The following is a 22,542-nucleotide window of genomic DNA, read 5'->3' as shown; positions in this document are numbered from 1 at the left end:
ACGGCCCGCGGCCCGGCCCCGCCCCCTCGGCCCCGCCCCGCACAGGCCGCAACGACGACGAGGAGACGCCGATGGCATCAGCCATCACGACCCTGGCAGCGGACACGCCCACGCTGTCCGCCGCCAACACCGGGTTCATGCTCATCTGCTCCGCCCTGGTCATGCTGATGACCCCGGGCCTCGCCTTCTTCTACGGCGGCATGGTCCGCGTGAAGTCCACCCTCAACATGCTGATGATGAGCTTCATCAGCCTCGGGATCGTCACGATCCTTTGGGTGCTCTTCGGCTTCAGCCTCGCCTTCGGCACCGACATCGGTTCCGTCCTCGCCTGGTCCTCCGACTACGTCGGCCTCAGCGGCATCGGCCTCACCGAACTCTGGGACGGCTACACCATCCCGGTGTACGTCTTCGCCGTCTTCCAGCTGATGTTCGCCGTGATCACCCCGGCCCTCATCAGCGGCGCCCTCGCCGACCGCGTCAAGTTCACCGCCTGGGCCCTCTACATCACCCTGTGGGTCTCGATCGTCTACTTCCCGGTCGCGCACTGGGTGTGGGGCACCGGCGGCTGGCTCTTCGACCTGGGCGTCATCGACTTCGCCGGCGGCACCGCCGTCCACATCAACGCCGGCGCCGCGGCCCTCGGCGTCATCCTCGTCATCGGCAAGCGCGTCGGCTTCAAGAAGGACCCGATGCGCCCGCACAGCCTCCCGCTCGTGATGCTCGGCGCCGGACTGCTCTGGTTCGGCTGGTTCGGCTTCAACGCCGGCTCGTGGCTCGGCAACGACGACGGCGTCGGCGCCGTCATGTTCGTCAACACGCAGGTCGCCACCGCCGCCGCCATGCTGGCCTGGCTCGCCTACGAGAAGCTCCGCCACGGCTCCTTCACCACCCTCGGCGCCGCCTCCGGCGCCGTCGCCGGCCTCGTCGCGATCACCCCGTCCGGCGGCTCCTGCTCGCCGCTCGGCGCCATCGCCATCGGCGCCATCGCCGGTCTGCTGTGCGCCATGGCCGTCGGCCTCAAGTACAGGTTCGGCTACGACGACTCCCTCGACGTCGTCGGCGTCCACCTCGTCGGCGGAGTCGTCGGCTCCCTCCTCGTCGGCCTCTTCGCCACCGGCGGCGTCCAGTCCGAGGCCAAGGGCCTCCTGTACGGCGGCGGCTTCGAGCAGCTCGGCAAGCAGGCCGTCGGCGTCTTCGCCGTCCTCGCCTACTCGCTGATCGTCTCCGCCGTCCTGGCGTTCGTCATCGACCGGACGATGGGCATGCGGGTCAGCGAGGACGACGAGATCTCCGGCATCGACCAGGTCGAGCACGCCGAGACCGCGTACGACTTCAGCGGGGCCGGCGGCGGCATCGCCGGACGCACCACCGCCGCCGCGACCGCATCCGTATCGACATCGGCTGAGAACAAGAAGAAGGTCGACGCATGAAGCTGATCACCGCGGTCGTGAAGCCGCACCGGCTCGACGAGATCAAGGAGGCCCTGCAGGCCTTCGGCGTCCACGGGCTCACCGTCACCGAGGCCAGCGGGTACGGCCGCCAGCGCGGCCACACCGAGGTCTACCGCGGCGCCGAGTACACCGTCGACCTCGTCCCCAAGATCCGCATCGAGGTCCTCGTCGAGGACGACGACGCCGAACAGCTCATCGAGGTCGTCGTGAAGGCCGCCCGCACCGGCAAGATCGGTGACGGAAAGGTGTGGAGCGTGCCGGTCGAGACGGCCGTACGGGTCCGCACCGGCGAACGCGGACCGGACGCGCTGTAAAGCGATCGAGCCCGCATCGAGCCCGTGAGGAGCCGCTGGTGACCAACATCGACGTGCGTGACGACACCGAAGACATCGGACCCAGCGGCTACGCGGCGGCCCGGCTGCGCCTCCTCGACCAGGAGGCGCGGCCCGGGCCGCCGCGCCGTGCCGCCCTCGCCCGCCTCACCGACGACTGGCTCGCCGGACTCTTCGCCGCCGCCGCACCCCCGCCCGGCACCGCCCTCGTCGCCGTCGGCGGCTACGGGCGCGCCGAACTCTCCCCGCGCAGCGACCTCGACCTGCTGCTCCTCCACGACGGCAGCGCCGACCCCCGCGCCGTCGCCGCCCTCGCCGACCGCATCTGGTACCCCGTCTGGGACCTCGGCCTCGCCCTCGACCACTCCGTCCGCACCACCGGCGAGGCCCGCACGACCGCCGGCGAGGACCTCAAGGTGCAGCTCGGCCTCCTCGACGCCCGCGCCGTCGCCGGCGACACCGCCCTCGCCACCGCCCTGCGCAGCACCGTCCTCGCCGACTGGCGCAACCAGGCCGCCCGCCGCCTTCCCGAACTCGCCGAGCTCTGCCGCGACCGCGCCGAACGCTCCGGCGAACTCCAGTACCTCCTCGAACCCGACCTCAAGGAGGCCCGCGGCGGACTCCGCGACGCCCAGGCCCTGCGCGCCGTCGCCGCCTCCTGGCTGGCCGACGCACCCCGCGAAGGACTCGACGACGCCCGCCGCCGCCTCCTCGACGCCCGCGACGCCCTCCACCTCGCCACCGGCCGCGCCACCGACCGGCTCGCGCTCCAGGACCAGGACGCCGTCGCCGACGCACTCGGCCTGCTCGACGCCGACACCCTGCTGCGCGAGGTGTACGAGGCCGCGCGCACCATCTCGTACGCCTCCGACGTCACCTGGCGCGAGGTCGGCAGGGTCCTCAAGGCGCGCGCCGCCCGGCCGCCCCGGCTGCGCACCCTTCTGGGACGGGGAGGAAAGCCGCCCGTCGAGCGCACCCCGCTCGCCGAAGGCGTCGTCGAGATGGCCGGCGAGGCCGTCCTCGCCCTCACCGCCCGACCCGAACGCGACCCCGTCCTGCCGCTGCGCGCCGCCGCGGCCGCCGCCCAGGCCGGACTCCCGCTCTCCCCGCACGCCGTACGCCGCCTCGCCGCCACCGCGGGCCCGCTGCCCGTGCCCTGGCCCGCCGAGGCCCGCGAGGACCTCGTCACCCTCCTCGGCGCCGGCGAGACCACCGTCCCCGTCTGGGAGGCGCTGGAGGCCGAAGGGATCATCAGCCGCCTCCTGCCCGACTGGGAACGCGTCCGCTGCCGCCCCCAGCGCAACCCCGTCCACACCTGGACCGTCGACCGGCACCTCGTCGAGACCGCTGTCCGCGCCGCCTCCCTCACCCGCCGCGTCCACCGCCCCGACCTCCTCCTCGTCGCCGCCCTCCTCCACGACATCGGCAAGGGCTGGCCCGGCGACCACTCCGTCGTCGGCGAGACCATCACCCGCGACCTCGCCACCCGCATCGGCTTCGACCGCGCCGACGTCGCCGTCCTCGCCACCGTCGTCCGCCACCACCTGCTCCTCGTCGAGACCGCCACCCGCCGCGACCTCGACGACCCCGCCACCGTCCAGACCGTCGCCGCCGCCGTCGGCACCCAGAACGCCCTGGAACTCCTGCACGCCCTCACCGAGGCCGACGCCCTCGCCACCGGACCCGCCGCCTGGTCCACCTGGCGCGCCTCCCTCGTCGCCGACCTCGTCAAACGCGTCTCCGGCGTGCTCGCGGGGGAGGAACCGCCCGACCCCGAGGCCGCCGCGCCCAGCGCCGAACAGGAACGGCTCGCCATCGAGGCGCTGCGGACCGGGGAACCCGTCCTGACCCTGCACGCCCACGAGCCGGTGGCGGAGGCCGAGGAGCCCGAACCCGTCGGCGTCGAACTCCTCGTCGCCCTCCCCGAACGCCCCGGCGTGCTGCCCGCCGTCGCCGGCGTCCTCGCCCTGCACCGGCTCACCGTCCGCGCCGCCGACCTGCGCGCCGTCTCCCTGCCCGATGAACTCGGCGACGGGCCGGTGCTCGTCCTGGACTGGCGGGTCGCCGCCGAGTACGGCTCGCTCCCCGAGGCCCACCGGCTGCGCGCCGACCTCGTCCGCGCCCTCGACGGCTCCCTCGACATCCCCGCCCGCCTCGCCGAACGCGACGCCGCCTACCCGCGCCGCCGCGGCGTGGCCGCCCCGCCGCCCCGCGTCACCGTCGCCGCCGCCGAATCCCGCCTCGCCACCGTCCTCGAGGTCCGCGCCCAGGACGCCCCCGGCCTGCTGCACCGCATCGGCCGCGCCCTGGAGGGCGCCGAGGTCCGGGTGCGCAGCGCCCACGTCTCGACGCTGGGCGCGAACGCGGTCGACACGCTGTACGTGACGCGGCCGGACGGCTCGCTGCTGGGCTCGGAGGAGGCGGCGGGGCTGGCGAAGACGCTGGAGGAGGCGTTGCGGTGACCGGGCGCCGCCCCCGTCCCGTACGGGCCGGATACCCTTGGGTGACTGCCCACCCCGACCCGAGGAATCGCGACCACCGTGTTCGATACGCTTTCCGACCGCCTCAGCGCGACTTTCAAGTCCCTCCGGGGTAAAGGTCGCCTCTCCGAGCAGGACATCGATACCGCGGCTCGGGAAATCCGTATCGCCCTCCTCGAGGCCGACGTCGCCCTGCCGGTCGTCCGCGCGTTCATCAAGAACGTCAAGGAGCGGGCCCTCGGCGCCGAGGTCTCCAAGGCGCTGAACCCCTCGCAGCAGGTCATCAAGATCGTCAACGACGAGCTGGTGAGCATCCTGGGCGGCGAGACCCGCCGCCTGCGGTTCGCCAAGACCGCGCCGACCGTGATCATGCTCGCCGGTCTCCAGGGTGCCGGTAAGACCACCCTCGCCGGAAAGCTCGGCGTCTGGCTCAAGGCCCAGGGCCACACCCCGCTGCTCGTCGCCTGCGACCTCCAGCGCCCCAACGCCGTCACCCAGCTCTCGGTCGTCGCCGACCGCGCCGGCGTCGGCTTCTACGGGCCGCAGCCGGGCAACGGCGTCGGTGACCCGGTCCAGGTCGCCAAGGACTCGATCGAGTACGCGCGCACCAAGCTCTTCGACGTCGTCATCGTCGACACCGCCGGCCGCCTCGGCATCGACCAGGAGCTGATGCAGCAGGCCGCGGACATCCGCGACGCCGTCAGCCCCGACGAGGTCCTCTTCGTCGTCGACGCCATGATCGGTCAGGACGCGGTCAACACCGCCGAGGCGTTCCGCGACGGCGTCGGCTTCGACGGCGTCGTCCTCTCCAAGCTCGACGGCGACGCCCGCGGTGGTGCCGCGCTCTCCATCGCGCACGTCACCGGCAAGCAGATCATGTTCGCCTCCAACGGCGAGAAGCTGGACGACTTCGACGCGTTCCACCCGGACCGCATGGCGTCCCGCATCCTCGGCATGGGCGACATCCTGTCCCTCATCGAGAAGGCCGAGCAGACCTTCAGCCAGGAGGAGGCCGCCAAGGTCGCCTCCAAGCTGGCCTCCAAGAAGGGCCAGGACTTCACCCTCGACGACTTCCTGGCCCAGATGGAGCAGGTCCGTCGGATGGGCTCCATCTCCAAGCTCCTCGGCATGCTGCCCGGCATGGCGCAGATGAAGGAGCAGATCAACAACATCGACGAGCGCGAGGTCGACCGCGTCGGCGCCATCATCAAGTCGATGACCCCGGCCGAGCGCCAGGACCCGACGATCATCAACGGCTCGCGCCGCGCCCGTATCGCCAAGGGTTCCGGTGTCGAGGTCAGCGCCGTCAAGGGCCTGGTCGAGCGGTTCTTCGAGGCGCGCAAGATGATGTCGCGCATGGCGCAGGGCGGCGGCATGCCGGGCATGCCGGGGATCCCGGGCATGGGCGGCGGCCCCGGCCGGCAGAAGAAGCAGGTCAAGCAGGCCAAGGGCAAGCGCAAGAGCGGCAACCCGATGAAGCGGAAGGCCGAGGAGCAGGCCGCGGCCGAGCGCCGCGAGCAGGCGCAGGCCGGCGGCGCGTTCGGACTGCCGGCGGCTGACCAGGGCCCGGGCGAGTTCGAGCTCCCGGACGAGTTCAAGAAGTTCATGGGCTGAGTCCCGGCATCTCCTCGGGGGCCCGCGGCGGTACGAAACCGCCGCGGGCCCCTTTTCATCAGGTCGGCCCGCCCGTAATGCCGTGATCGTCCCGCTCTTCGATACTGGGGCCACTGCCACCCCGAGGAGAGCCCGTGGCCAACTCCGTGCCCCCGCGCGAGCGGACCGACCAGCCCTGGCGCTCGGAAGGGGCCCCGCCGCCCCCGCAGCCCAGGAAGAAGATGCCCGGGGGCTGGGGCGGGCTCATCCTCATGGCGCTCGTCGTCTACCTGATCGCCAACCTCTTCCTGTCCTTCTTCAACAAGGGCGACGAGGCGACCATCGCGTACACCGAGTTCGACAAGCAGGTCGCCGCCGGCAACGTCACCAAGATCTACTCCAAGGGCGATGCCATCCAGGGCCAGCTCAAGAACAAACAGCCCGTCCCGAACGGCGACGGCGACTACACCAAGTTCAAGACCCAGCGGCCGGCCTTCGCCGACGACCAGCTGTGGACCCAGCTCACCAAGAACAACGTCGTCGTCACCGCCGAACCCGTCGTCCAGGAACGCAGCTTCCTCGCCAACCTGCTGATCTCCCTCGCCCCGATGCTGCTGCTCGTCCTCCTGTGGGTGTTCATCGCCCGCCGGATGAGCGCCGGCATGGGCGGTGCCGGCGGCATGCTCGGCCGCAAGGCCCCGCCCAAGCCCGTCGAACTGGCGGAGGGCGGCAGGCGCACCACCTTCGCCGACGTCGCCGGCATCGACGAGGTCGAGGGCGAGCTCAACGACGTCGTCGACTTCCTGAAGAACCCCGGCGCCTACCGCGCGATGGGCGCCAAGATGCCCCGCGGCGTGCTGCTCGCCGGCCCGCCCGGCACCGGCAAGACGCTGCTCGCCCGCGCGGTGGCGGGGGAGGCGGGCGTGCCCTTCTTCTCCGCCTCCGCCTCCGAGTTCATCGAGATGATCGTCGGCGTCGGCGCCTCCCGGGTCCGCGAACTGTTCGCCGAGGCCCGCAAGGTCGCCCCCGCGATCATCTTCATCGACGAGATCGACACCATCGGCCGGGCCCGCGGCGGCGGCGCCGGCATGGGCGGCCACGACGAACGCGAACAGACCCTCAACCAGATCCTCACCGAGATGGACGGCTTCACCGGCTCCGAGGGCGTCATCGTGCTCGCCGCCACCAACCGCGCCGACGTCCTCGACCCCGCCCTCACCCGGCCCGGCCGTTTCGACCGGATCGTCCACGTCAACCCGCCCGACCGCGGCGGCCGCGAGGCCATCCTCAGGATCCACACCCGGGAGATCCCGCTCGCCCGCGACGTCGACCTCCAGCACGTCGCCAAGACCACCCCCGGCATGACCGGCGCCGAACTCGCCAACCTCGCCAACGAGGCCGCCCTCCTCGCCGTCAAACGCCAGCAGGAGGCCGTCACCCAGTCCGACCTCTCCGACGCCCTGGAGAAGGTCCAGCTCGGCGCCGAACGCCCCCTCGTCATGCCCGCCGAGGAACGCCGCCGCACCGCCTACCACGAGAGCGGCCACGCCCTGCTCGGCATGCTCCAGCCCGGCGCCGACCCCGTCCGCAAGATCACCATCGTGCCGCGCGGCCGCGCCCTCGGCGTCACGTTGTCCACACCCGAGTCCGATAAATATGCTTTTACGGAGGAGTATCTGCGCGGCCGGATCATCGGCGCCCTCGGCGGCATGGCGGCCGAGCAGGTCGTCTTCGGCGTCATCACCACCGGCGCCGAGAGCGACCTGGAACAGGTCACCAACATCGCCCGCGGCATGGCCGGCCGCTGGGGCATGAGCGAACGCGTCGGCCGCCTCACCGCCATCCCCGGCGACGCCCAGCAGGCGTACGGACTCTCCGCCGCGCCCGCCACCCTCGACCGCGTCGACGAGGAGATGCGCCGGATCGTCGACGAGTGCTACGAGAGCGCGCTGCGGCAGCTGCGCGAGCACCGCGACAAGCTCGACGCCCTCGCCGGCGCCCTCCTGGAGAACGAGACCCTGGAGGAGGTGGAGGCCTACCGGGTGGCGGGCATCCCGCGGCTCGACAAGGAGAGCTGACGGAGAACCGCGGAGGCTACGGAGACCCGCGGAGAGCTGACGTACTCGCGGCCGTTCCGAACCCGGTTCACGGCTCCAGCGGCACCCGCGCCACCACGTACCGGAACACGTTCGGCATCCACACCGTGCCGTCCGGGCGCGCGTACGGCTCCAGGGCCTCCAGGAGCTCCTTCTCCACCTGGTCCGGGTCGGTCGCCCGGACCGCCGCGTCGAACTCGCCCGTCGAGAGCAGCCCGCGCACCGCGCTGTCCCGGTCCGCGTAGCCGAACGGGCACGCCACCCGGCCCGAACCGGACGGCCGCAGCCCCGCCCCGGCGACGGCCTCCGCCAGGCGGTCACGCAGTCCGTCGCGCTCCGCCGCGTGCCAGCCCGCGAGCCGCGCCGCGACCCGCCGCACCGACGCCGTCGCGCAGCGCTCGGGCGGCCCCCAGCCGGCCACCACGACAGCAGCGCCGGGTTCGGCCAGACGGGTGACGTCGGCCAGTCCCGCCGCCCCGTGGAACGCGGTGATGACGTCGTACGGACCGCCCTCCCGCACCCCCGCCGTGCCCGCCGGGTCCGCGCCCAGCGGCGTGTCGGGCAGCCGCTCCCCGGCCAGCGCCAGGCGCGCGCGGTCCCGGTCGACGCCGACCACCCGCGCCCCCCGCGCCGCCGCCATGAGCAGGGCGAGGCCTGAGCCGCAGCCGAGGCCGAGCACCCGCGACCCGGCGCCCACGCCGAGCCGGTCGTACACCGCCTCGTACAGCGGGACGAGCATGCGTTCCTGGATCTCGGCCCAGTCGCGCGCGGGGTGGTGCGGGACGAGCGTAGGTGTCATGGAAAGCGCCCCAATCCGTGCCTGACGACAACCCCCTGGACAGCCCCCCGTAGTCAGGGAACTGCGCATCGCGGCCCCCGTCCAGTGCTCGCGGCCGACGGACCCCGGCCAACCTTCGTACGGCCCCCGGCCAACCTCCGCGCGAAGGCCGTACGGAGAAGGGGGCCACGGCCCGCGGCGGGCTCACGAACCGGTACTGTCCCTCCCACGCCCGTCCCTCCGCACCGTCACCCACGTGCGTGACCATCCCGCGCGCCGGGGCGTATGCGCCGTACGTACGAGACGTACCGGCTCCCCATACCTCCGCACCGACTGACGGGTACGTGCAAAATATTTGAGTTGCCCCGGAATGGAACCCGGAGGGGATCCGCGTCGTTGTACCCGACGTGAGCACGACACCACCTGTCCTCGCCGCAGAACTGGCGCAGGCGTGGGCCGACATTCAGCGGCACCACCCCGAGCTGCCGGACCTTGCCGCGCCCGAGTCCCTGATCGGAGAGTCCTCGTCCGCCTGCGGCGCCGAGCTCTCCTTCGAGCGACTGCTCCACGAGGCAGTCCATGGCATCGCCGCCGCCCGAGGCGTCCGTGACACCTCCCGCGCCGGCCGCTACCACAACCGCAGATTCCTGGCGATCGCCGAGGAGCTGGGCCTGGACCATCCCGAGGAACCGCACGCCAGCAGCGGCTTCTCCCTGGTCACCCTGAACGCGGAGGCCAGGCGCCGCTACCGGCCCACCATCGAGCGGCTGCAGCGCGCCCTCAAGGCCCACACGGTCGCGACCGCCGCCGACACCAAGCGCTCCTTCCGCGGACCGGCCGCCCGGCACGGCTCCTCCGGAGGCGGCGTGCGGGTCAAGGCCGTCTGCGACTGCGGGCGCAACGTGCGGGTGGTCCCGTCCGTGCTCGCCCAGGCGCCGATCGTCTGCGGCGGCTGCGGCAAGCCCTTCCGGATCCCGGAGACGGTGGGCGCCGCAAGCTGACCCCGCGGCGTGTGGCACAATGGCTAGCTGTACTCGACAGTCGCACAGGACCCCTCTCTCCTCCGGCTGACGCGTCCATCGGGCACCCGAGTACCGCAACCCCACGTGGCATCTCAAGTGCCCAACCACGTCAAGTTCAGGAGACACCACTCCAGTGGCAGTCAAGATCAAGCTCAAGCGTCTCGGCAAGATCCGCCAGCCGCACTACCGCATCGTCGTCGCCGACGCCCGCACCCGCCGTGACGGTCGCGCGATCGAAGAGATCGGCATCTACCACCCGACGTACAACCCGTCGCGTATCGAGGTCGACTCCGAGCGTGCGCAGTACTGGCTGTCCGTCGGCGCCCAGCCGACCGAGCCGGTTCTCGCCATCCTGAAGCTCACCGGTGACTGGCAGAAGCACAAGGGCCTCCCGGCCCCGGAGAAGCCGCTGCTCGCCCCGGCGACCAAGGAAGCCAAGCGCGCCACCTTCGACGAGTTCGCCAAGGCGCTCGAGGGTGACGACGCCAAGGGTGAGGCCATCACCCCGAAGGCCAAGAAGGCCAAGGCGGACGAGGCTGAGGCCGAGTCCACCGAGTCGACCGAGGCCTGATCATGCTCGAGGAGGCTCTCGAGCACCTCGTGAAGGGCATCGTCGAAAACCCCGACGACGTGCAGGTCGCCTCGCGCAACCTGCGTCGCGGCCGCGTTCTCGAGGTCCGGGTGCACCCCGACGACCTCGGCAAGGTGATCGGCCGTAACGGCCGCACCGCGCGTGCGCTGCGGACCGTCGTGGGTGCCATCGGCGGCCGCGGCATCCGCGTCGACCTCGTCGACGTGGACCAGGTCCGCTGAAAGTTTGACACCGGCACGGGCCGGGGAGGGCTGAGCGCCCGCCCCGGCCCGTTGCCGTACGACAGGAGAGTTCACCAGTGCAGTTGGTAGTCGCGCGGATCGGCCGTGCCCACGGGATCAAGGGCGAGGTCACCGTCGAGGTGCGGACCGACGAGCCCGAGCTGCGGCTCGGACCCGGCGCCGTCCTGCACACGGACCCGGCCTCCGCCGGGCCCCTCACCATCGAGACCGGCCGGGTGCACAGCGGCCGGCTGCTGCTGCGTTTCGAGGGCGTCCGCGACCGCAACGGCGCCGAGGCCCTGCGCAACACCCTCCTCATCGCCGACGTCGACCCCGACGAGCTGCCCGAGGAGGAGGACGAGTACTACGACCACCAGCTGGTCGACCTCGACGTGGTCCTCGCCGACGGCACCGAGATCGGCGTGATCTCCGAGATCTCCCACCTGCCGTCCCAGGACCTGTTCATCGTGGAGCGGCCCGACGGCTCCGAGGTCATGATCCCCTTCGTCTCGGAGATCGTCACCGAGATCGACCTGGAGAACCAGCGCGCGGTCATCGCCCCGCCGCCGGGTCTGATCGACGACAGCCAGGCCGTCGTCGCCTCCGCGCGGGACGCCGAGGCGGAGGAGACCGAGGTCCCCGAGGACGGGGCTTCCGAAGGCGAGGCTTCGGAGGACGGGGCTTCCGAGGGCGAGGCTTCCGGGGACGCAGGCAAGGACGCCGTCTGATGCGCCTCGACGTCGTCACGATCTTCCCCGAGTACCTCGAACCGCTGAACGTCTCGCTCGTCGGCAAGGCCCGCGCCCGCGGACAGCTCGACGTCCACGTGCACCACCTGCGCGACTGGACCTACGACCGGCACAACACCGTCGACGACACCCCGTACGGCGGCGGCCCCGGCATGGTCATGAAGACCGACCCCTGGGGCGACGCCCTCGACCAGACCCTCGCCGACGGCTTCGAGGCCGGCGCCCACGGCCCGGTCCTCGTCGTCCCCACGCCCAGCGGCCGCCCCTTCACCCAGGAGCTCGCCGTCGAACTCTCCGAGCGGCCCTGGCTGATCTTCACGCCCGCCCGCTACGAGGGCATCGACCGGCGCGTGATGGACGAGTACGCCACCCGGATGCCCGTGTACGAGGTGTCCATCGGCGACTACGTGCTCGCCGGCGGCGAGGCCGCCGTCCTCGTCATCACCGAGGCCGTCGCCCGGCTGCTGCCCGGCGTCCTCGGCAACGCCGAGTCCCACCAGGACGACTCCTTCGCCCCCGGCGCCATGGCCAACCTCCTGGAGGGCCCCGTCTACACCAAGCCCCCGGTGTGGCGCGGCCGCGACATCCCGGACGTGCTGCTCAGCGGGCACCACGGCAAGATCGCGCGCTGGCGCCGGGACGAGGCCCTGCGGCGTACCGTCGCCAACCGGCCCGACCTGATCGAGCGCACCGACCCGGCGGCCTTCGACAAGAAGGACCGGGAGATCCTCTCGATGCTCGGCTGGGCCCCCGAGCCCGGCGGCCGATTTTGGCGCGGACCCGAGGCCGTGGAAGAATAGGCCGCTGTCGTACGTCCGGCGCGCGCCCCTGCCACAGGGGGATGGACGCCTGCCTCAGACGCACGACGATCTCCATCTATTCGTACGTACCGCTGATGACCTGTGGCATCAGCGAGGAAAGAGACCTCCATGGCCTCCCTGCTCGACCAGGTCAACGCCGGTTCGCTGCGCTCCGACGTCCCGGCCTTCCGCCCCGGCGACACCGTGAACGTCCACGTTCGCGTCATCGAGGGCAACCGCTCCCGTATCCAGCAGTTCAAGGGTGTCGTCATCCGCCGTCAGGGCTCGGGCGTCTCCGAGACCTTCACGGTCCGCAAGGTCTCGTTCTCGGTCGGCGTCGAGCGCACCTTCCCGGTGCACAGCCCGATCTTCGAGAAGATCGAGCTCGTCTCCCGCGGTGACGTCCGTCGCGCCAAGCTCTACTACCTGCGTGAGCTGCGCGGCAAGGCTGCCAAGATCAAGGAGAAGCGCGACAACTGAGCTCGGTCCCACAGGGTGGCGGGATAAGCTCTGCCCCCGATGGACACCGAAGCACAGCACACGGAGCGCGATCGCTCCTCCGGCGAGGAGGAGCGGTCGCGCTCCGCGCGCGTTTCCGGGGGGAACGCGGACGGGGAGAGCGCGGGCGCGGAGCCCGGTGAACCCGGGGCCGAGGGCGTCGGGGCCGGCGACGCCGACGCCGACGAGGACGCGGCGCCGGAGCGCACGCTCACCTGGCGGCGCACCGGCCTGATCGGGGTCGCCTGCATGGTGTTCCTGCTGCTCTTCAGCCACTTCGTGCTGCAGCCCTTCCTGGTGCCGAGCAGCTCGATGGAGCCCACCCTCCAGGTCGGCGACCGCATCCTGGTCAACAAGCTGGCGTACCGTTTCGGCAGCGAGCCGCGCCGCGGCGACGTGATCGTCTTCGACGGCACCGGCTCCTTCGTCGGGGAACGGCCCGCGGGCAACCCGGTCACCGGCGCCCTGCACGCCGCCGCCGCGGCCCTCGGCCTCGCCGAGCCCGACGAGACCGACTTCGTGAAGCGGGTCGTCGGCACCGGCGGCGACCGGGTCGTCTGCTGCGACAAGGACGGCCGGATCAGCGTCAACGGCGTGCCGGTGAAGGAGACGTACGTGATGCTCGGCGACCAGCCGTCCCGCGTGCCCTTCGACATCGTGGTCCCCGACGGCACCCTGTGGGTGATGGGCGACCACCGCAGCCAGTCCTCCGACTCCCGCGACCACCTGGGCCAGCCGGGCGGCGGAATGGTCCCCGTCGACAAGGTCATCGGCCGCGCCGACTGGATCGGCTGGCCGTTCGGCCGCTGGACCACGGTGGCCGACACGGACGCCTTCGACGCCGTACCGGAGTGGACGGCGAGCGGCCACGGCGCCGGGCCCGCGGGTCCGGGGAGCGGGCACGGCCATGGGTAGGCGCGGCAAGGCCCCCGCCGGCCGGGGCGGTTCGGGTACCGGTACGGGCACGGGGCCGGACGACGAGCCCCGCGCCCCGCTGCCGGGGCGGGCCGAGCGGCGCAAACTCGCCCGCAAGGTCAAGCGGCGCCGGCAGCGCTCCGCGGTCCGCGAGATCCCGGTCCTCGTCGGCGTCGCCGTCCTCATCGCCCTCGTCCTGAAGACCTTCCTGGTCCAGGCGTTCGTCATCCCGTCCGGCTCCATGGAGCAGACGATCCGGATCGACGACCGGGTCCTGGTCGACAAGCTGACGCCGTGGTTCGGCGCGAAGCCGGAGCGCGGCGACGTGGTCGTGTTCCAGGACCCCGGCAACTGGCTCCAGCAGGAGACCGCGCCGCCCGCCGACGACCCGGTGGGCGTCAAGCAGCTCAAGCAGGCCCTGACCTTCATCGGCCTGATGCCCTCGGCCGACGAACGGGACCTGATCAAGCGGGTCATCGCGGTCGGCGGGGACACGGTGAAGTGCTGCGGCGAGGACGGCCGGATCACCGTCAACGGCGTACCGCTGGACGAGCCGTACCTGCACCCGGGGAACCCGCCCTCGAAGATCCCGTTCGAGGTGAAGGTCCCCCAGGGGCGGATCTTCGTCATGGGCGACCACCGGTCGGACTCCGCCGACTCGCGCTACCACCTCGACGAGCCGGACCACGGCACCGTCTCGGAGGAGCAGATCGTGGGCCGCGCCGTCGTCATCGCCTGGCCGTTCGGCCACTGGCGGCGCCTGGAGGAACGCTCGGTGTTCGCGTCCGTGCCGCAGGCCGTGGCGCAGTCGGCGGCCACAGGTCCGTCGCATAGTGTGTCCCAGCGGAATCTGAACGGAATGCCCCCGCTCCCGACCCCGGCGGAACTTCTGCTCGTTATGGGAGTGGTGGGCCTGTCCCTGTTCCGGGACGGGCGAGCGCACGGACTGAGGAGTGGATGTGGGGGATGTGGCCGTCGGCGCACGTTCCGGACACGGCGAGCCCGAGGAGAGGCCCCAGCGGCCCCACCCGCCGGCGGCGGCCATGACCGGTGACTCCACGGACCGGCCGGAGCCCGACGCGCCCCGCGACGCGGACACCGGGGACGACGCTCCGCGCGACGCGCGCGCCGGGGACGACGACAGCGAGACGGGCGAGGAGAGCGGCCGCGACGGCCGTCGCCCGCGGCAGCAGCGCTCCTTCTGGAAGGAGCTGCCGCTCCTCATCGGCATCGCGCTCGTCCTCGCCCTGCTGATCAAGACCTTCCTGGTGCAGGCGTTCTCGATCCCCTCGGACTCGATGATGAACACCCTGCAGCGCGGCGACCGGGTCCTCGTCGACAAGCTCACCCCGTGGTTCGGCTCCGAGCCCGAGCGCGGAGAGGTCGTCGTCTTCCACGACCCGGGCGGCTGGCTCGAGGGCGAGCCGACCCCGCAGCCGAACGTGCTGCAGAAGGTCCTCAGCTTCATCGGCCTGATGCCGTCCGCCGAGGAGAAGGACCTGATCAAGCGGGTCATCGCGATCGGCGGCGACACCGTCTCGTGCAAGGAGGGCGGCAAGGTCGTCGTCAACGGCAAGGAACTCGACGAGACCTACCTCAAGCCCGGCTCGGTGCCCTGCGACCCGGCCTTCGGCCCGGTCAAGGTCCCCAAGGGCCGGATCTGGGTCATGGGCGACAACCGGCAGAACTCGCTCGACTCCCGCTTCCACATGGAGCTCGCGGGCGGCGGCACCGTCTCCAACGACGAGGTCGTCGGCCGGGCCGTCGTCATCGCCTGGCCGGTGACCCGCTGGTCCACCCTGCCCGTGCCGGACACCTTCGACCAGCCCGGCCTCAACCAGGCGCTGGCCGTGGCACCCGGCGCCATGGGCGTCGCCGGAGCGCTCCCGCTCGTGCTGTGGCGCCGCAAGAAGCGCGCCGCACGCCATACCGCCGAGTAGCGACCCGCGGGTAGGGTGCCGTCCCGGACCGTCGCACGGACGGTCCGGCGGAACTTCCGAGGTGCCATGCCCATGAGCGTCACATCGAGCGCGAGCGCGTCGAGCGCGTCGAGCACCCGTACGAAGGACGGCCGCGGCCGTCTCGGCAGTGTCCTGTCGGGGCTGGTCGTGGCCGTCGGCTGTGTGCTCTTCCTCGGCGGCTTCGTCGTCGGCGCGGTGCTCTACCAGCCGTTCTCCGTCCCGACCGACTCGATGACCCCGACCCTCGACGTCGGCTCCAAGGTCCTCGCCCAGCGCGTCGACGGCGCCGACGTGAAGCGCGGCGACGTCGTCGTCTTCCAGGACCCGGCCTGGGGCAACGTGACCATGGTCAAGCGGGTCGTGGCCGTCGGCGGCGACACCGTCGCCGGTGGCACCGACGGCCGCCTCACCATCAACGGCAAGACGGTCGAGGAACCGTATCTGCCGGCCGGGAAGCCCGTCCCCGGCGAGCGGTTCTCCGCCACCGTGCCCGACGGGAACCTCTTCCTCCTCGGCGACGACCGGCACACCTCCCTGGACTCCCGCGCCCACCTCCAGGAAGCCGCCCACGGCTCCGTGCCGCGCTCCTCCGTCATCGGCCGCGTCGACGCCGTCGTCTGGCCCGCCAAGGGCCTGCTCACCCAGCCGACCGGCTTCGCCGCCCTTCCCGGCGGCATCTCCCGGCCCGGCCCCGTCATGCCCCTCTTCTACGCGATCGCCGCAGGGTGTGTACTGATCCTGGCCGGCGCCGCCTACGGGCCGCTGGCCCGGCTGCTGCGCCCGAAGGCCGCGGCGGCGGCACCGACGGCGAGGGAGCGGGTGAGCGCGTGACACAGGGCGCGGAGGCTGCGAGGCAGGACGCGGAGGCTTCTGCTGGCCCGGAGGCCGCGGAGGCCGCGGAGGCCGCGGAGGCCCCGGAGGCCGCGGAGGCCCCGGAGGCCGCGGAGGCCCCGGAGGCCCGGAAGGTGGCGCGGGTGATCCTGCTCGACCCCGCCGACCGCATCCTGCTCATCCACGGCTACGAGCCCGACGACCCGGACCAGACCTGGTGGTTCACGCCCGGCGGCGGCCTGGAGGGCGACGAGACCCGGGAACAGGCCGCGCTGCGCGAACTCGTCGAGGAGACCGGGATCACCCACGTCGAACTCGGACCCGTGGTCTGGCAGCGCTACTGCTCCTTCCCCTTCGACGGGCGCCGCTGGGACCAGGACGAGTGGTACTACCTGGCCCGCACCACCCAGACCGCCACCGCCCCCGCGGCCCTCACCGAACTCGAGGCCCGCAGCGTCGCCGGCCTCAGATGGTGGACCTCCGCCGAACTGTCGGCGGCCCGTGAGACGGTGTACCCCAACAGACTCGCCGAGCTGCTGCACCGGCTGCTCGACGAAGGACCCCCGAGCACGCCTCTCGTTCTCGCCCCCGAAATCGTTTAGGGGCCAGGGCGACTGGCGCACAATGGGGGGACGCACGGCTGATAGGGGAACATGCCATGAGCGCCGAGGACCTCGAGAAGTACGAGACCGAGATGGAGCTGAAGCTCTACCGGGAGTACCGCGACGTCGTCGGGCTGTTCAAATACGTCATCGAGACCGAGCGGCGCTTCTACCTCACCAACGACTACGAGATGCAGGTGCACTCCGTCCAGGGCGAGGTGTTCTTCGAGGTCTCCATGGCCGACGCCTGGGTCTGGGACATGTACCGGCCGGCCCGCTTCGTCAAGCAGGTCCGCGTCCTCACCTTCAAGGACGTGAACATCGAGGAGCTCAACAAGAGCGACCTCGAGCTGCCCGGCAGCTGACACACCCGGCGAAACCACCCGTGAGGGTGGCCCGGTTCTCCACAACCGCCCGTCTGTCCACAGGCCCGCACACGCGGTGTCACGGTGCGTCACAGTCGGTGCCGGAGGTGGTACCGAATGAACGCCACACGAGCACTCGGGCGGTACGGGGAAGAGCTCGCCGTCCGCACCCTCACCGCGACCGGCCTGCACGTCCTCGCCAGGAACTGGCGCTGCGGCCGCACCGGAGAGATCGACATCGTCGCCCGCGACGGCGACACCCTCGTCATCTGCGAGGTCAAGACCCGCCGCGAGGGCGCCTTCGAGCACCCCATGGCCGCCGTCACCCCACGCAAGGCCGAGCGGCTGCGCCGCCTCGCCGCCTGCTGGCTCGACCGCCAAGGCGGCCCGGCCGGCGGACCACCGGACGCCGCGCCCGGACGCGTACCCGGCAGCACACCGGACAGCCCACCCGGCGGACCATGGGGCGGGCCGGCCGGGCTGCCGCCCGGCGCCGGAGGCGTCCGCATCGACCTCGTCGGCATCGTCCTGCCCCGCCGCGGCGCCCCCGTCGTCACCCACGCCCAGGGGGTGGCGTGATGGGATTCGCCCGCACCTGCTCCGTCGCCCTCGTCGGCGTCGAAGGCGTCGTCGTCGAAGTCCAGGCCGACCTCGAAGCCGGCGTCGCCGCCTTCACCCTCGTCGGCCTCCCCGACAAGAGCCTCGTCGAAAGCCGCGACCGGGTCCGCGCCGCCATCGTCAACTCCGGCGCCGAATGGCCCCAGAAGAAACTCACCGTCGGCCTCAGCCCCGCCTCCGTCCCCAAAGGCGGATCCGGATTCGACCTCGCCGTCGCCGCCGCCGTCCTCGGCGCTGCCGAACGCATCGACCCCCGCACCATCGCCGACCTCGTCCTCATCGGCGAACTCGGCCTCGACGGCCGCGTCCGGCCCGTCCGCGGCGTCCTGCCCGCCGTCCTCGCCGCCGCCGACGCCGGATACAAGCAGGTCGTCGTCCCCGAACAGACCGCAGGCGAAGCAGCCCTCGTCCCCGGCATCTCCGTCCTCGGCGTCCGCACCCTCCGCCAGCTCATCGCCGTCCTCGCCGACGAACCCGTCCCCGAAGAAGCACCCCACGAAGACGGCCGCCCCGACCCCATGCTCGCCGGACTCCTCGTCCCCGGCGCCGGAGTCGGCACCGGCCTGGCCGCCGCACCCGCCGGAGAACCCACCGACGGCCGCCCCGACCTCGCCGACGTCGCCGGACAGCACACCGCCCGCCGCGCCCTCGAAATCGCCGCCGCCGGCAGCCACCACCTCCTGCTCACCGGCCCGCCCGGCGCCGGAAAGACCATGCTCGCCGAACGGCTCCCCGGCATCCTCCCGCCCCTCACCCGCCAGGAATCCCTCGAAGTCACCGCCGTCCACTCCGTCGCCGGCATCCTCCCGCCAGGCGAACCCCTCGTGCACCACCCGCCCTACTGCGCACCCCACCACTCCGCGACCATGCAGTCCCTCGTCGGCGGCGGCAACGGACTGCCCCGCCCCGGCGCCGTCTCCCTCGCCCACCGAGGTGTCCTCTTCCTGGACGAAGCGCCCGAATTCTCTACCAAATCCCTCGACGCACTGCGCCAACCCCTCGAATCCGGACACGTCGTCATCGCCCGCGCCGCCGGCGTCGTCCGGCTTCCCGCCCGCTTCCTCCTCACCCTCGCCGCCAACCCCTGCCCCTGCGGCCGCCACACCCTCCTCGGCACCGGCTGCGAATGCCCCGCCGCCGTCATCCGCCGCTACCAGGCCCGGCTCTCCGGACCCCTCCTCGACCGCGTCGACCTCCGCATCGAAGTAGAACCCGTCACCCGCTCCGACCTCCTCGGCCAAGGCGGCCGCGGCGAAACCAGCAGCACCGTCGCCGACCGCGTCCGCGAGGCCAGAGCCCGCGCCGCCGCCCGCCTCGCCGACACCCCCTGGACCGTCAACAGCGAGATCCCCGGCCACGAACTCCGCACCCGCTACCACGCCGCACCCGGCGCCCTCGCCGCCGCCGAACGCGACATCGAACGCGGCCTGCTCACCGCCCGCGGCCTCGACCGCGTCCTCCGCGTCGGCTGGACCATCGCCGACCTCGCCGGACACGACCGCCCCCAAGCCGACGACCTCGCCCTCGCCCTCGAACTGCGCACCGGCATCGCCCGAGGCGTCCCCGTCGCCGCCGGAGAATGGACATGACCCGCCACGAACCCGGGCACGACGACGAACGCCTCGCCCGCGCCGCCCTCAGCCACATCGTCGAACCCGGCGACGAACACGCCGGCCACGCCCTCCGACGACACGGCGCCGTCGGATTCCTCCGCCTCCTGCACCACGGCGGCGCGGCGGCCCAACCCGGCCTGTGGGAACCCGACGCCCCCGCTCCCGGACCGGGACCCCACGACGCCCAGGCGTTCCCCGGCATCGGCGAACAACGCCTCGCGAGCTGGCGACGCCGCGCCGCCACCGCCGCACCCCGACGCGACCTCGACCACCTCGCCCGAATCGGCGGCCGCTTCATCGTCCCCGGAGACACCGAATGGCCCCGGCAACTCGACGACCTCGGCGACGCCCGCCCGATCGGCCTCTGGGCCCGCGGCCCCGCCGACCTCCGCGCCTGGGCCCTGCGCTCCGTCGCCGTCGTCGGCGCCCGCGCCTGCACCCCCTACGGCGCCCACACCGCCGCCGCCCTGGCCGCCGGCCTCGCCGAACAAGGCTGGGTCGTCGTCTCCGGAGCCGCCTACGGCATCGACGGCGCCGCCCACCGAGGCGCCCTCGGCAACGGCGGCGCCACCGTCGCCGTCCTCGCCTGCGGAGTCGACGTCCCCTACCCCCGCGGCCACGCCCGCCTCATCACACGCATCGCCGAACAGGGCCTCGTCCTCGGCGAACTCCCACCCGGCGGCCATCCCACCCGCAGCCGCTTCGTCCTCCGCAACCGCGTCATCGCCGCACTCACCCGCGGCACCGTCGTCGTCGAAGCCGAACACCGCAGCGGCTCCCTCGTCACCGCCCGCGCCGCCACCCGCCTCGGCCGCCACACCATGGGCGTCCCCGGCCCCGTCACCAGCGGACTCTCCGCCGGCGTCCACGAACTCCTGCGCGCCGAGGCCACCCTCGTCACCGACGCCGCCGAGATCATCGAACTCGTCGGCGACATCGGCCAACTCGCCCCACCGCGCCGCGGCCCCGTACTGCCCCGCGACCTCCTCGCCCCCGACACCGCCGGCGTCCTCGAAGCCCTCCCCGGACACGGCTCCGCGCCGCTGGCCGACATCGCCGCCCGCGCCGGCACCCACCCCGACCACACCCTCGCCAAGCTGTACGAACTCCACTCCCTCGGGTTCGTCGAACGCCGACAGGACGACTGGCAGTTGACGAACGGACGCACCAAACCCTCGAACGCCCGGCATGGCGGTGCTTGACCCGGAGCATTCGGGTGAAAAGGTGAACCAGATGAGGAACCGAGTGCTCTCGGCCACATCCGGGGGGCCGACCCGCGCCACGGCCCCCGTTCGAAGATGTGGGCGAGGGCGGCCACCCGGACCGGCGCGATCCACAGGCGTTCGCGCACCGCGACAGCCCACTCACGCTACGCTCACGAGGATCCCCCGCCCGACAACCGGACCGACCCCTCCGCACCCGACGGCAGAACGGCTCAAGGCGACGTATGCCCCAGCACACCTCCGGGTCTGACCGCGCTGTGGTGCCCCCAGCAGCCCGGGGCGCCGTGCGACCACCCGCACCGACCACGCTCGACGAGCTGTGGCGCTCGTACAAGGACACCGGCGACGAGCGACTGCGGGAACAGCTGATCCTGCACTACTCACCGCTGGTCAAATACGTCGCCGGACGAGTCAGCGTCGGCCTGCCCTCCAACGTCGAGCAGGCCGACTTCGTCTCCTCCGGAGTCTTCGGACTCATCGACGCCATCGAGAAGTTCGACGTCGAGCGGTCCATCAAGTTCGAGACCTACGCGATCACCCGCATCCGCGGCGCGATGATCGACGAACTCCGCGCCCTGGACTGGATCCCCCGCTCCGTCCGCCAGAAGGCCCGCAACGTCGAACGCGCCTACGCCACCCTCGAAGCGCAACTCCGCCGCACCCCCTCCGAGACCGAGGTGGCCGCGGAGATGGGCGTCACCCTCGAAGAACTCCACTCCGTCTTCAGTCAGTTGTCCCTCGCCAACGTCGTCGCCCTCGAAGAACTGCTGCACGTCGGAGGCGAGGGCGGCGACCGGCTCTCCCTCATGGACACCCTGGAGGACACCGCCGCCGACAACCCCGTCGAGGTCGCCGAGGACCGCGAACTGCGCCGGCTCCTCGCCCGGGCCATCAACACCCTCCCCGAACGCGAGAAGACCGTCGTCACGCTCTACTACTACGAGGGCCTCACCCTCGCCGAGATCGGCCACGTCCTCGGCGTCACCGAGAGCCGCGTCAGCCAGATCCACACCAAATCCGTCCTCCAGCTGCGCGCCAAGCTCGCCGACGTGGGCCGCTGACCCACTGACCGCACCGGCCCCTCCGCCGTACAGTGGAGCCGTGCCAAGGATTCGAGCGGCCTCGGTGGCCGAGCACCGGACCATGCAGCGCGGCGCCCTGCTGGACGCCGCGCGTTCCCTGCTGTCCGAAGGCGGCACGGAAGCGCTGACCTTCCCCGCCCTCGCCGAGCGCACGGGCCTCGCCCGCTCCTCGGTCTACGAGTACTTCCGCTCCCGTGCCGCCGTGGTCGAAGAACTCTGCGCCGTCGACTTCCCCGTCTGGGCCGCCGAGGTCGAAGCCGCCATGGCCGCCGCCGACACCGCCGCGGGCAAGGTCGAGGCATACGTCCGCACCCAGCTGGAACTCGTCGGCGACCGCCGCCACCGCGCCGTCGTCGCCATCTCCGCCAGCGAACTCGACGACGGCGCCCGCGAGAAGATCCGCGCCGCCCACGGCACCCTCGTCACCATGATCGTCGACGCCCTCACCGCCCTGGCCCGCCCCCAGCCCCGCCTGGAAGCCATGCTCCTCCAGGGCATCGTCGACGCCGCCGTCCGCCGCCTCGAACTGGGCGCCGCCGAAGACCCCACCACGATCGCGGACGCGGCGGTCTCCATGGCCCTCGGCGGCATCCGCGGCGCCTGACTGAAGCGCCAGGGCCCCCTCCCTCCCCCCGCCCCCCAACCCCCCGCCCCCGCTGTCCGACCCCTTCGCTACCGTCGCCTCATGTCCAATCCCGCAGTGGTCGAAGGGGTCCTGGA

At 72.3% G+C, this 22,542-nt stretch carries 23 protein-coding genes; 22 read left to right on the top strand and 1 reads right to left on the bottom strand.

Features of this window, described 5'->3' with window-relative positions:
* Positions 1-71 precede the first annotated feature (71 nt).
* From ACWEV0_RS08130 to ftsH, 5 genes are all read left to right on the top strand, one after another.
* A complete protein-coding gene (locus tag ACWEV0_RS08130) occupies positions 72-1,430 on the top strand; it encodes an ammonium transporter (RefSeq protein ID WP_453147518.1) in 1,359 nt (452 codons plus the stop codon).
* Positions 1,427-1,765: a P-II family nitrogen regulator gene (locus ACWEV0_RS08125; protein ID WP_128977495.1), complete on the top strand. Its 339-nt coding sequence runs from the start codon at positions 1,427-1,429 to the stop codon at positions 1,763-1,765. Before ACWEV0_RS08130 ends, ACWEV0_RS08125 begins: the two co-directional genes overlap by 4 nt.
* Before the next feature lie 38 nt (positions 1,766-1,803).
* Complete coding sequence (locus ACWEV0_RS08120) at positions 1,804-4,245, top strand: [protein-PII] uridylyltransferase (RefSeq protein ID WP_453147516.1); 2,442 nt, start codon at positions 1,804-1,806, stop codon at positions 4,243-4,245.
* 78 nt (positions 4,246-4,323) lie between these two features.
* Positions 4,324-5,877: a signal recognition particle protein gene (gene ffh / locus ACWEV0_RS08115; RefSeq protein WP_453147514.1), complete on the top strand. Its 1,554-nt coding sequence runs from the start codon at positions 4,324-4,326 to the stop codon at positions 5,875-5,877.
* A gap of 134 nt (positions 5,878-6,011) precedes the next feature.
* Complete coding sequence (ftsH, locus tag ACWEV0_RS08110) at positions 6,012-7,934, top strand: ATP-dependent zinc metalloprotease FtsH (protein ID WP_453147512.1); 1,923 nt, start codon at positions 6,012-6,014, stop codon at positions 7,932-7,934.
* 67 nt (positions 7,935-8,001) lie between these two features.
* Here ftsH and ACWEV0_RS08105 read toward each other — a convergent pair whose 3' ends face one another.
* On the bottom strand, positions 8,002-8,751 hold the full coding sequence (locus tag ACWEV0_RS08105) for a methyltransferase domain-containing protein (protein ID WP_453147510.1): 750 nt from the start codon (positions 8,749-8,751) through the stop codon (positions 8,002-8,004).
* A 386-nt stretch (positions 8,752-9,137) separates the two neighbouring features.
* Between ACWEV0_RS08105 and ACWEV0_RS08100 the strand changes: the two genes are divergently transcribed.
* The 17 genes from ACWEV0_RS08100 (at position 9,138) to ACWEV0_RS08020 (ending at position 22,426) form a co-directional block, all read left to right on the top strand.
* Entirely contained in the window at positions 9,138-9,731 is a 594-nt protein-coding gene (locus tag ACWEV0_RS08100) for a hypothetical protein (RefSeq protein ID WP_345485364.1), read from the top strand.
* A gap of 154 nt (positions 9,732-9,885) precedes the next feature.
* Positions 9,886-10,323, top strand: coding sequence for a 30S ribosomal protein S16 (rpsP, locus tag ACWEV0_RS08095; RefSeq protein WP_403791692.1), 438 nt, complete (start codon positions 9,886-9,888; stop codon positions 10,321-10,323).
* A 2-nt stretch (positions 10,324-10,325) separates the two neighbouring features.
* A complete protein-coding gene (locus ACWEV0_RS08090; RefSeq protein WP_056566048.1) occupies positions 10,326-10,565 on the top strand; it encodes an RNA-binding protein in 240 nt (79 codons plus the stop codon).
* 77 nt (positions 10,566-10,642) lie between these two features.
* Positions 10,643-11,293 (top strand): ribosome maturation factor RimM, encoded by a 651-nt coding sequence (rimM, locus tag ACWEV0_RS08085; RefSeq protein WP_453147507.1) that lies wholly within the window; start codon positions 10,643-10,645, stop codon positions 11,291-11,293.
* Positions 11,293-12,114 carry a tRNA (guanosine(37)-N1)-methyltransferase TrmD gene (gene trmD, locus ACWEV0_RS08080; RefSeq protein WP_453147505.1) on the top strand — a complete coding sequence of 274 codons (822 nt, stop codon included), beginning with the start codon at positions 11,293-11,295 and terminating at the stop codon, positions 12,112-12,114. The genes rimM and trmD overlap by 1 nt, the downstream gene beginning before the upstream one ends.
* A 129-nt stretch (positions 12,115-12,243) precedes the next feature.
* Positions 12,244-12,594, top strand: a complete 351-nt coding sequence (gene rplS / locus ACWEV0_RS08075) for a 50S ribosomal protein L19 (RefSeq protein WP_362533729.1) — start codon at positions 12,244-12,246, stop codon at positions 12,592-12,594.
* Positions 12,595-12,633: 39 nt separating this feature from the next.
* Complete coding sequence (gene lepB / locus ACWEV0_RS08070) at positions 12,634-13,527, top strand: signal peptidase I (RefSeq protein ID WP_453147503.1); 894 nt, start codon at positions 12,634-12,636, stop codon at positions 13,525-13,527.
* On the top strand, positions 13,520-14,581 hold the full coding sequence (gene lepB / locus ACWEV0_RS08065) for a signal peptidase I (RefSeq protein ID WP_453147501.1): 1,062 nt from the start codon (positions 13,520-13,522) through the stop codon (positions 14,579-14,581). Before lepB (ACWEV0_RS08070) ends, lepB (ACWEV0_RS08065) begins: the two co-directional genes overlap by 8 nt.
* Positions 14,496-15,467: a signal peptidase I gene (gene lepB, locus ACWEV0_RS08060; RefSeq protein ID WP_453147499.1), complete on the top strand. Its 972-nt coding sequence runs from the start codon at positions 14,496-14,498 to the stop codon at positions 15,465-15,467. The genes lepB (ACWEV0_RS08065) and lepB (ACWEV0_RS08060) overlap by 86 nt, the downstream gene beginning before the upstream one ends.
* 72 nt (positions 15,468-15,539) lie before the next feature.
* Positions 15,540-16,319, top strand: coding sequence for a signal peptidase I (gene lepB, locus ACWEV0_RS08055; RefSeq protein ID WP_453147497.1), 780 nt, complete (start codon positions 15,540-15,542; stop codon positions 16,317-16,319).
* 134 nt (positions 16,320-16,453) lie between these two features.
* Positions 16,454-16,921, top strand: a complete 468-nt coding sequence (locus ACWEV0_RS08050; RefSeq protein ID WP_453147633.1) for an NUDIX hydrolase — start codon at positions 16,454-16,456, stop codon at positions 16,919-16,921.
* Between the two features lie 56 nt (positions 16,922-16,977).
* Complete coding sequence (locus ACWEV0_RS08045) at positions 16,978-17,286, top strand: DUF2469 domain-containing protein (RefSeq protein WP_005311352.1); 309 nt, start codon at positions 16,978-16,980, stop codon at positions 17,284-17,286.
* A gap of 117 nt (positions 17,287-17,403) precedes the next feature.
* Positions 17,404-17,865: a YraN family protein gene (locus ACWEV0_RS08040; RefSeq protein WP_453147496.1), complete on the top strand. Its 462-nt coding sequence runs from the start codon at positions 17,404-17,406 to the stop codon at positions 17,863-17,865.
* Positions 17,865-19,493, top strand: coding sequence for a YifB family Mg chelatase-like AAA ATPase (locus tag ACWEV0_RS08035; RefSeq protein WP_453147494.1), 1,629 nt, complete (start codon positions 17,865-17,867; stop codon positions 19,491-19,493). The genes ACWEV0_RS08040 and ACWEV0_RS08035 overlap by 1 nt, the downstream gene beginning before the upstream one ends.
* A complete protein-coding gene (gene dprA / locus ACWEV0_RS08030; protein ID WP_453147492.1) occupies positions 19,490-20,719 on the top strand; it encodes a DNA-processing protein DprA in 1,230 nt (409 codons plus the stop codon). The genes ACWEV0_RS08035 and dprA overlap by 4 nt, the downstream gene beginning before the upstream one ends.
* A 245-nt stretch (positions 20,720-20,964) precedes the next feature.
* Positions 20,965-21,801, top strand: coding sequence for an RNA polymerase sigma factor WhiG (gene whiG, locus ACWEV0_RS08025; RefSeq protein WP_453147490.1), 837 nt, complete (start codon positions 20,965-20,967; stop codon positions 21,799-21,801).
* 64 nt (positions 21,802-21,865) lie between these two features.
* Positions 21,866-22,426: a TetR/AcrR family transcriptional regulator gene (locus tag ACWEV0_RS08020; protein ID WP_453147631.1), complete on the top strand. Its 561-nt coding sequence runs from the start codon at positions 21,866-21,868 to the stop codon at positions 22,424-22,426.
* Positions 22,427-22,542: the final 116 nt, after the last annotated feature.

Source organism: Streptomyces sp. NPDC003943 (genome assembly GCF_053605265.1).
Note: the sequence above shows the minus strand (reverse complement) of the source record. Positions and strands in the feature narration are given on the sequence as shown.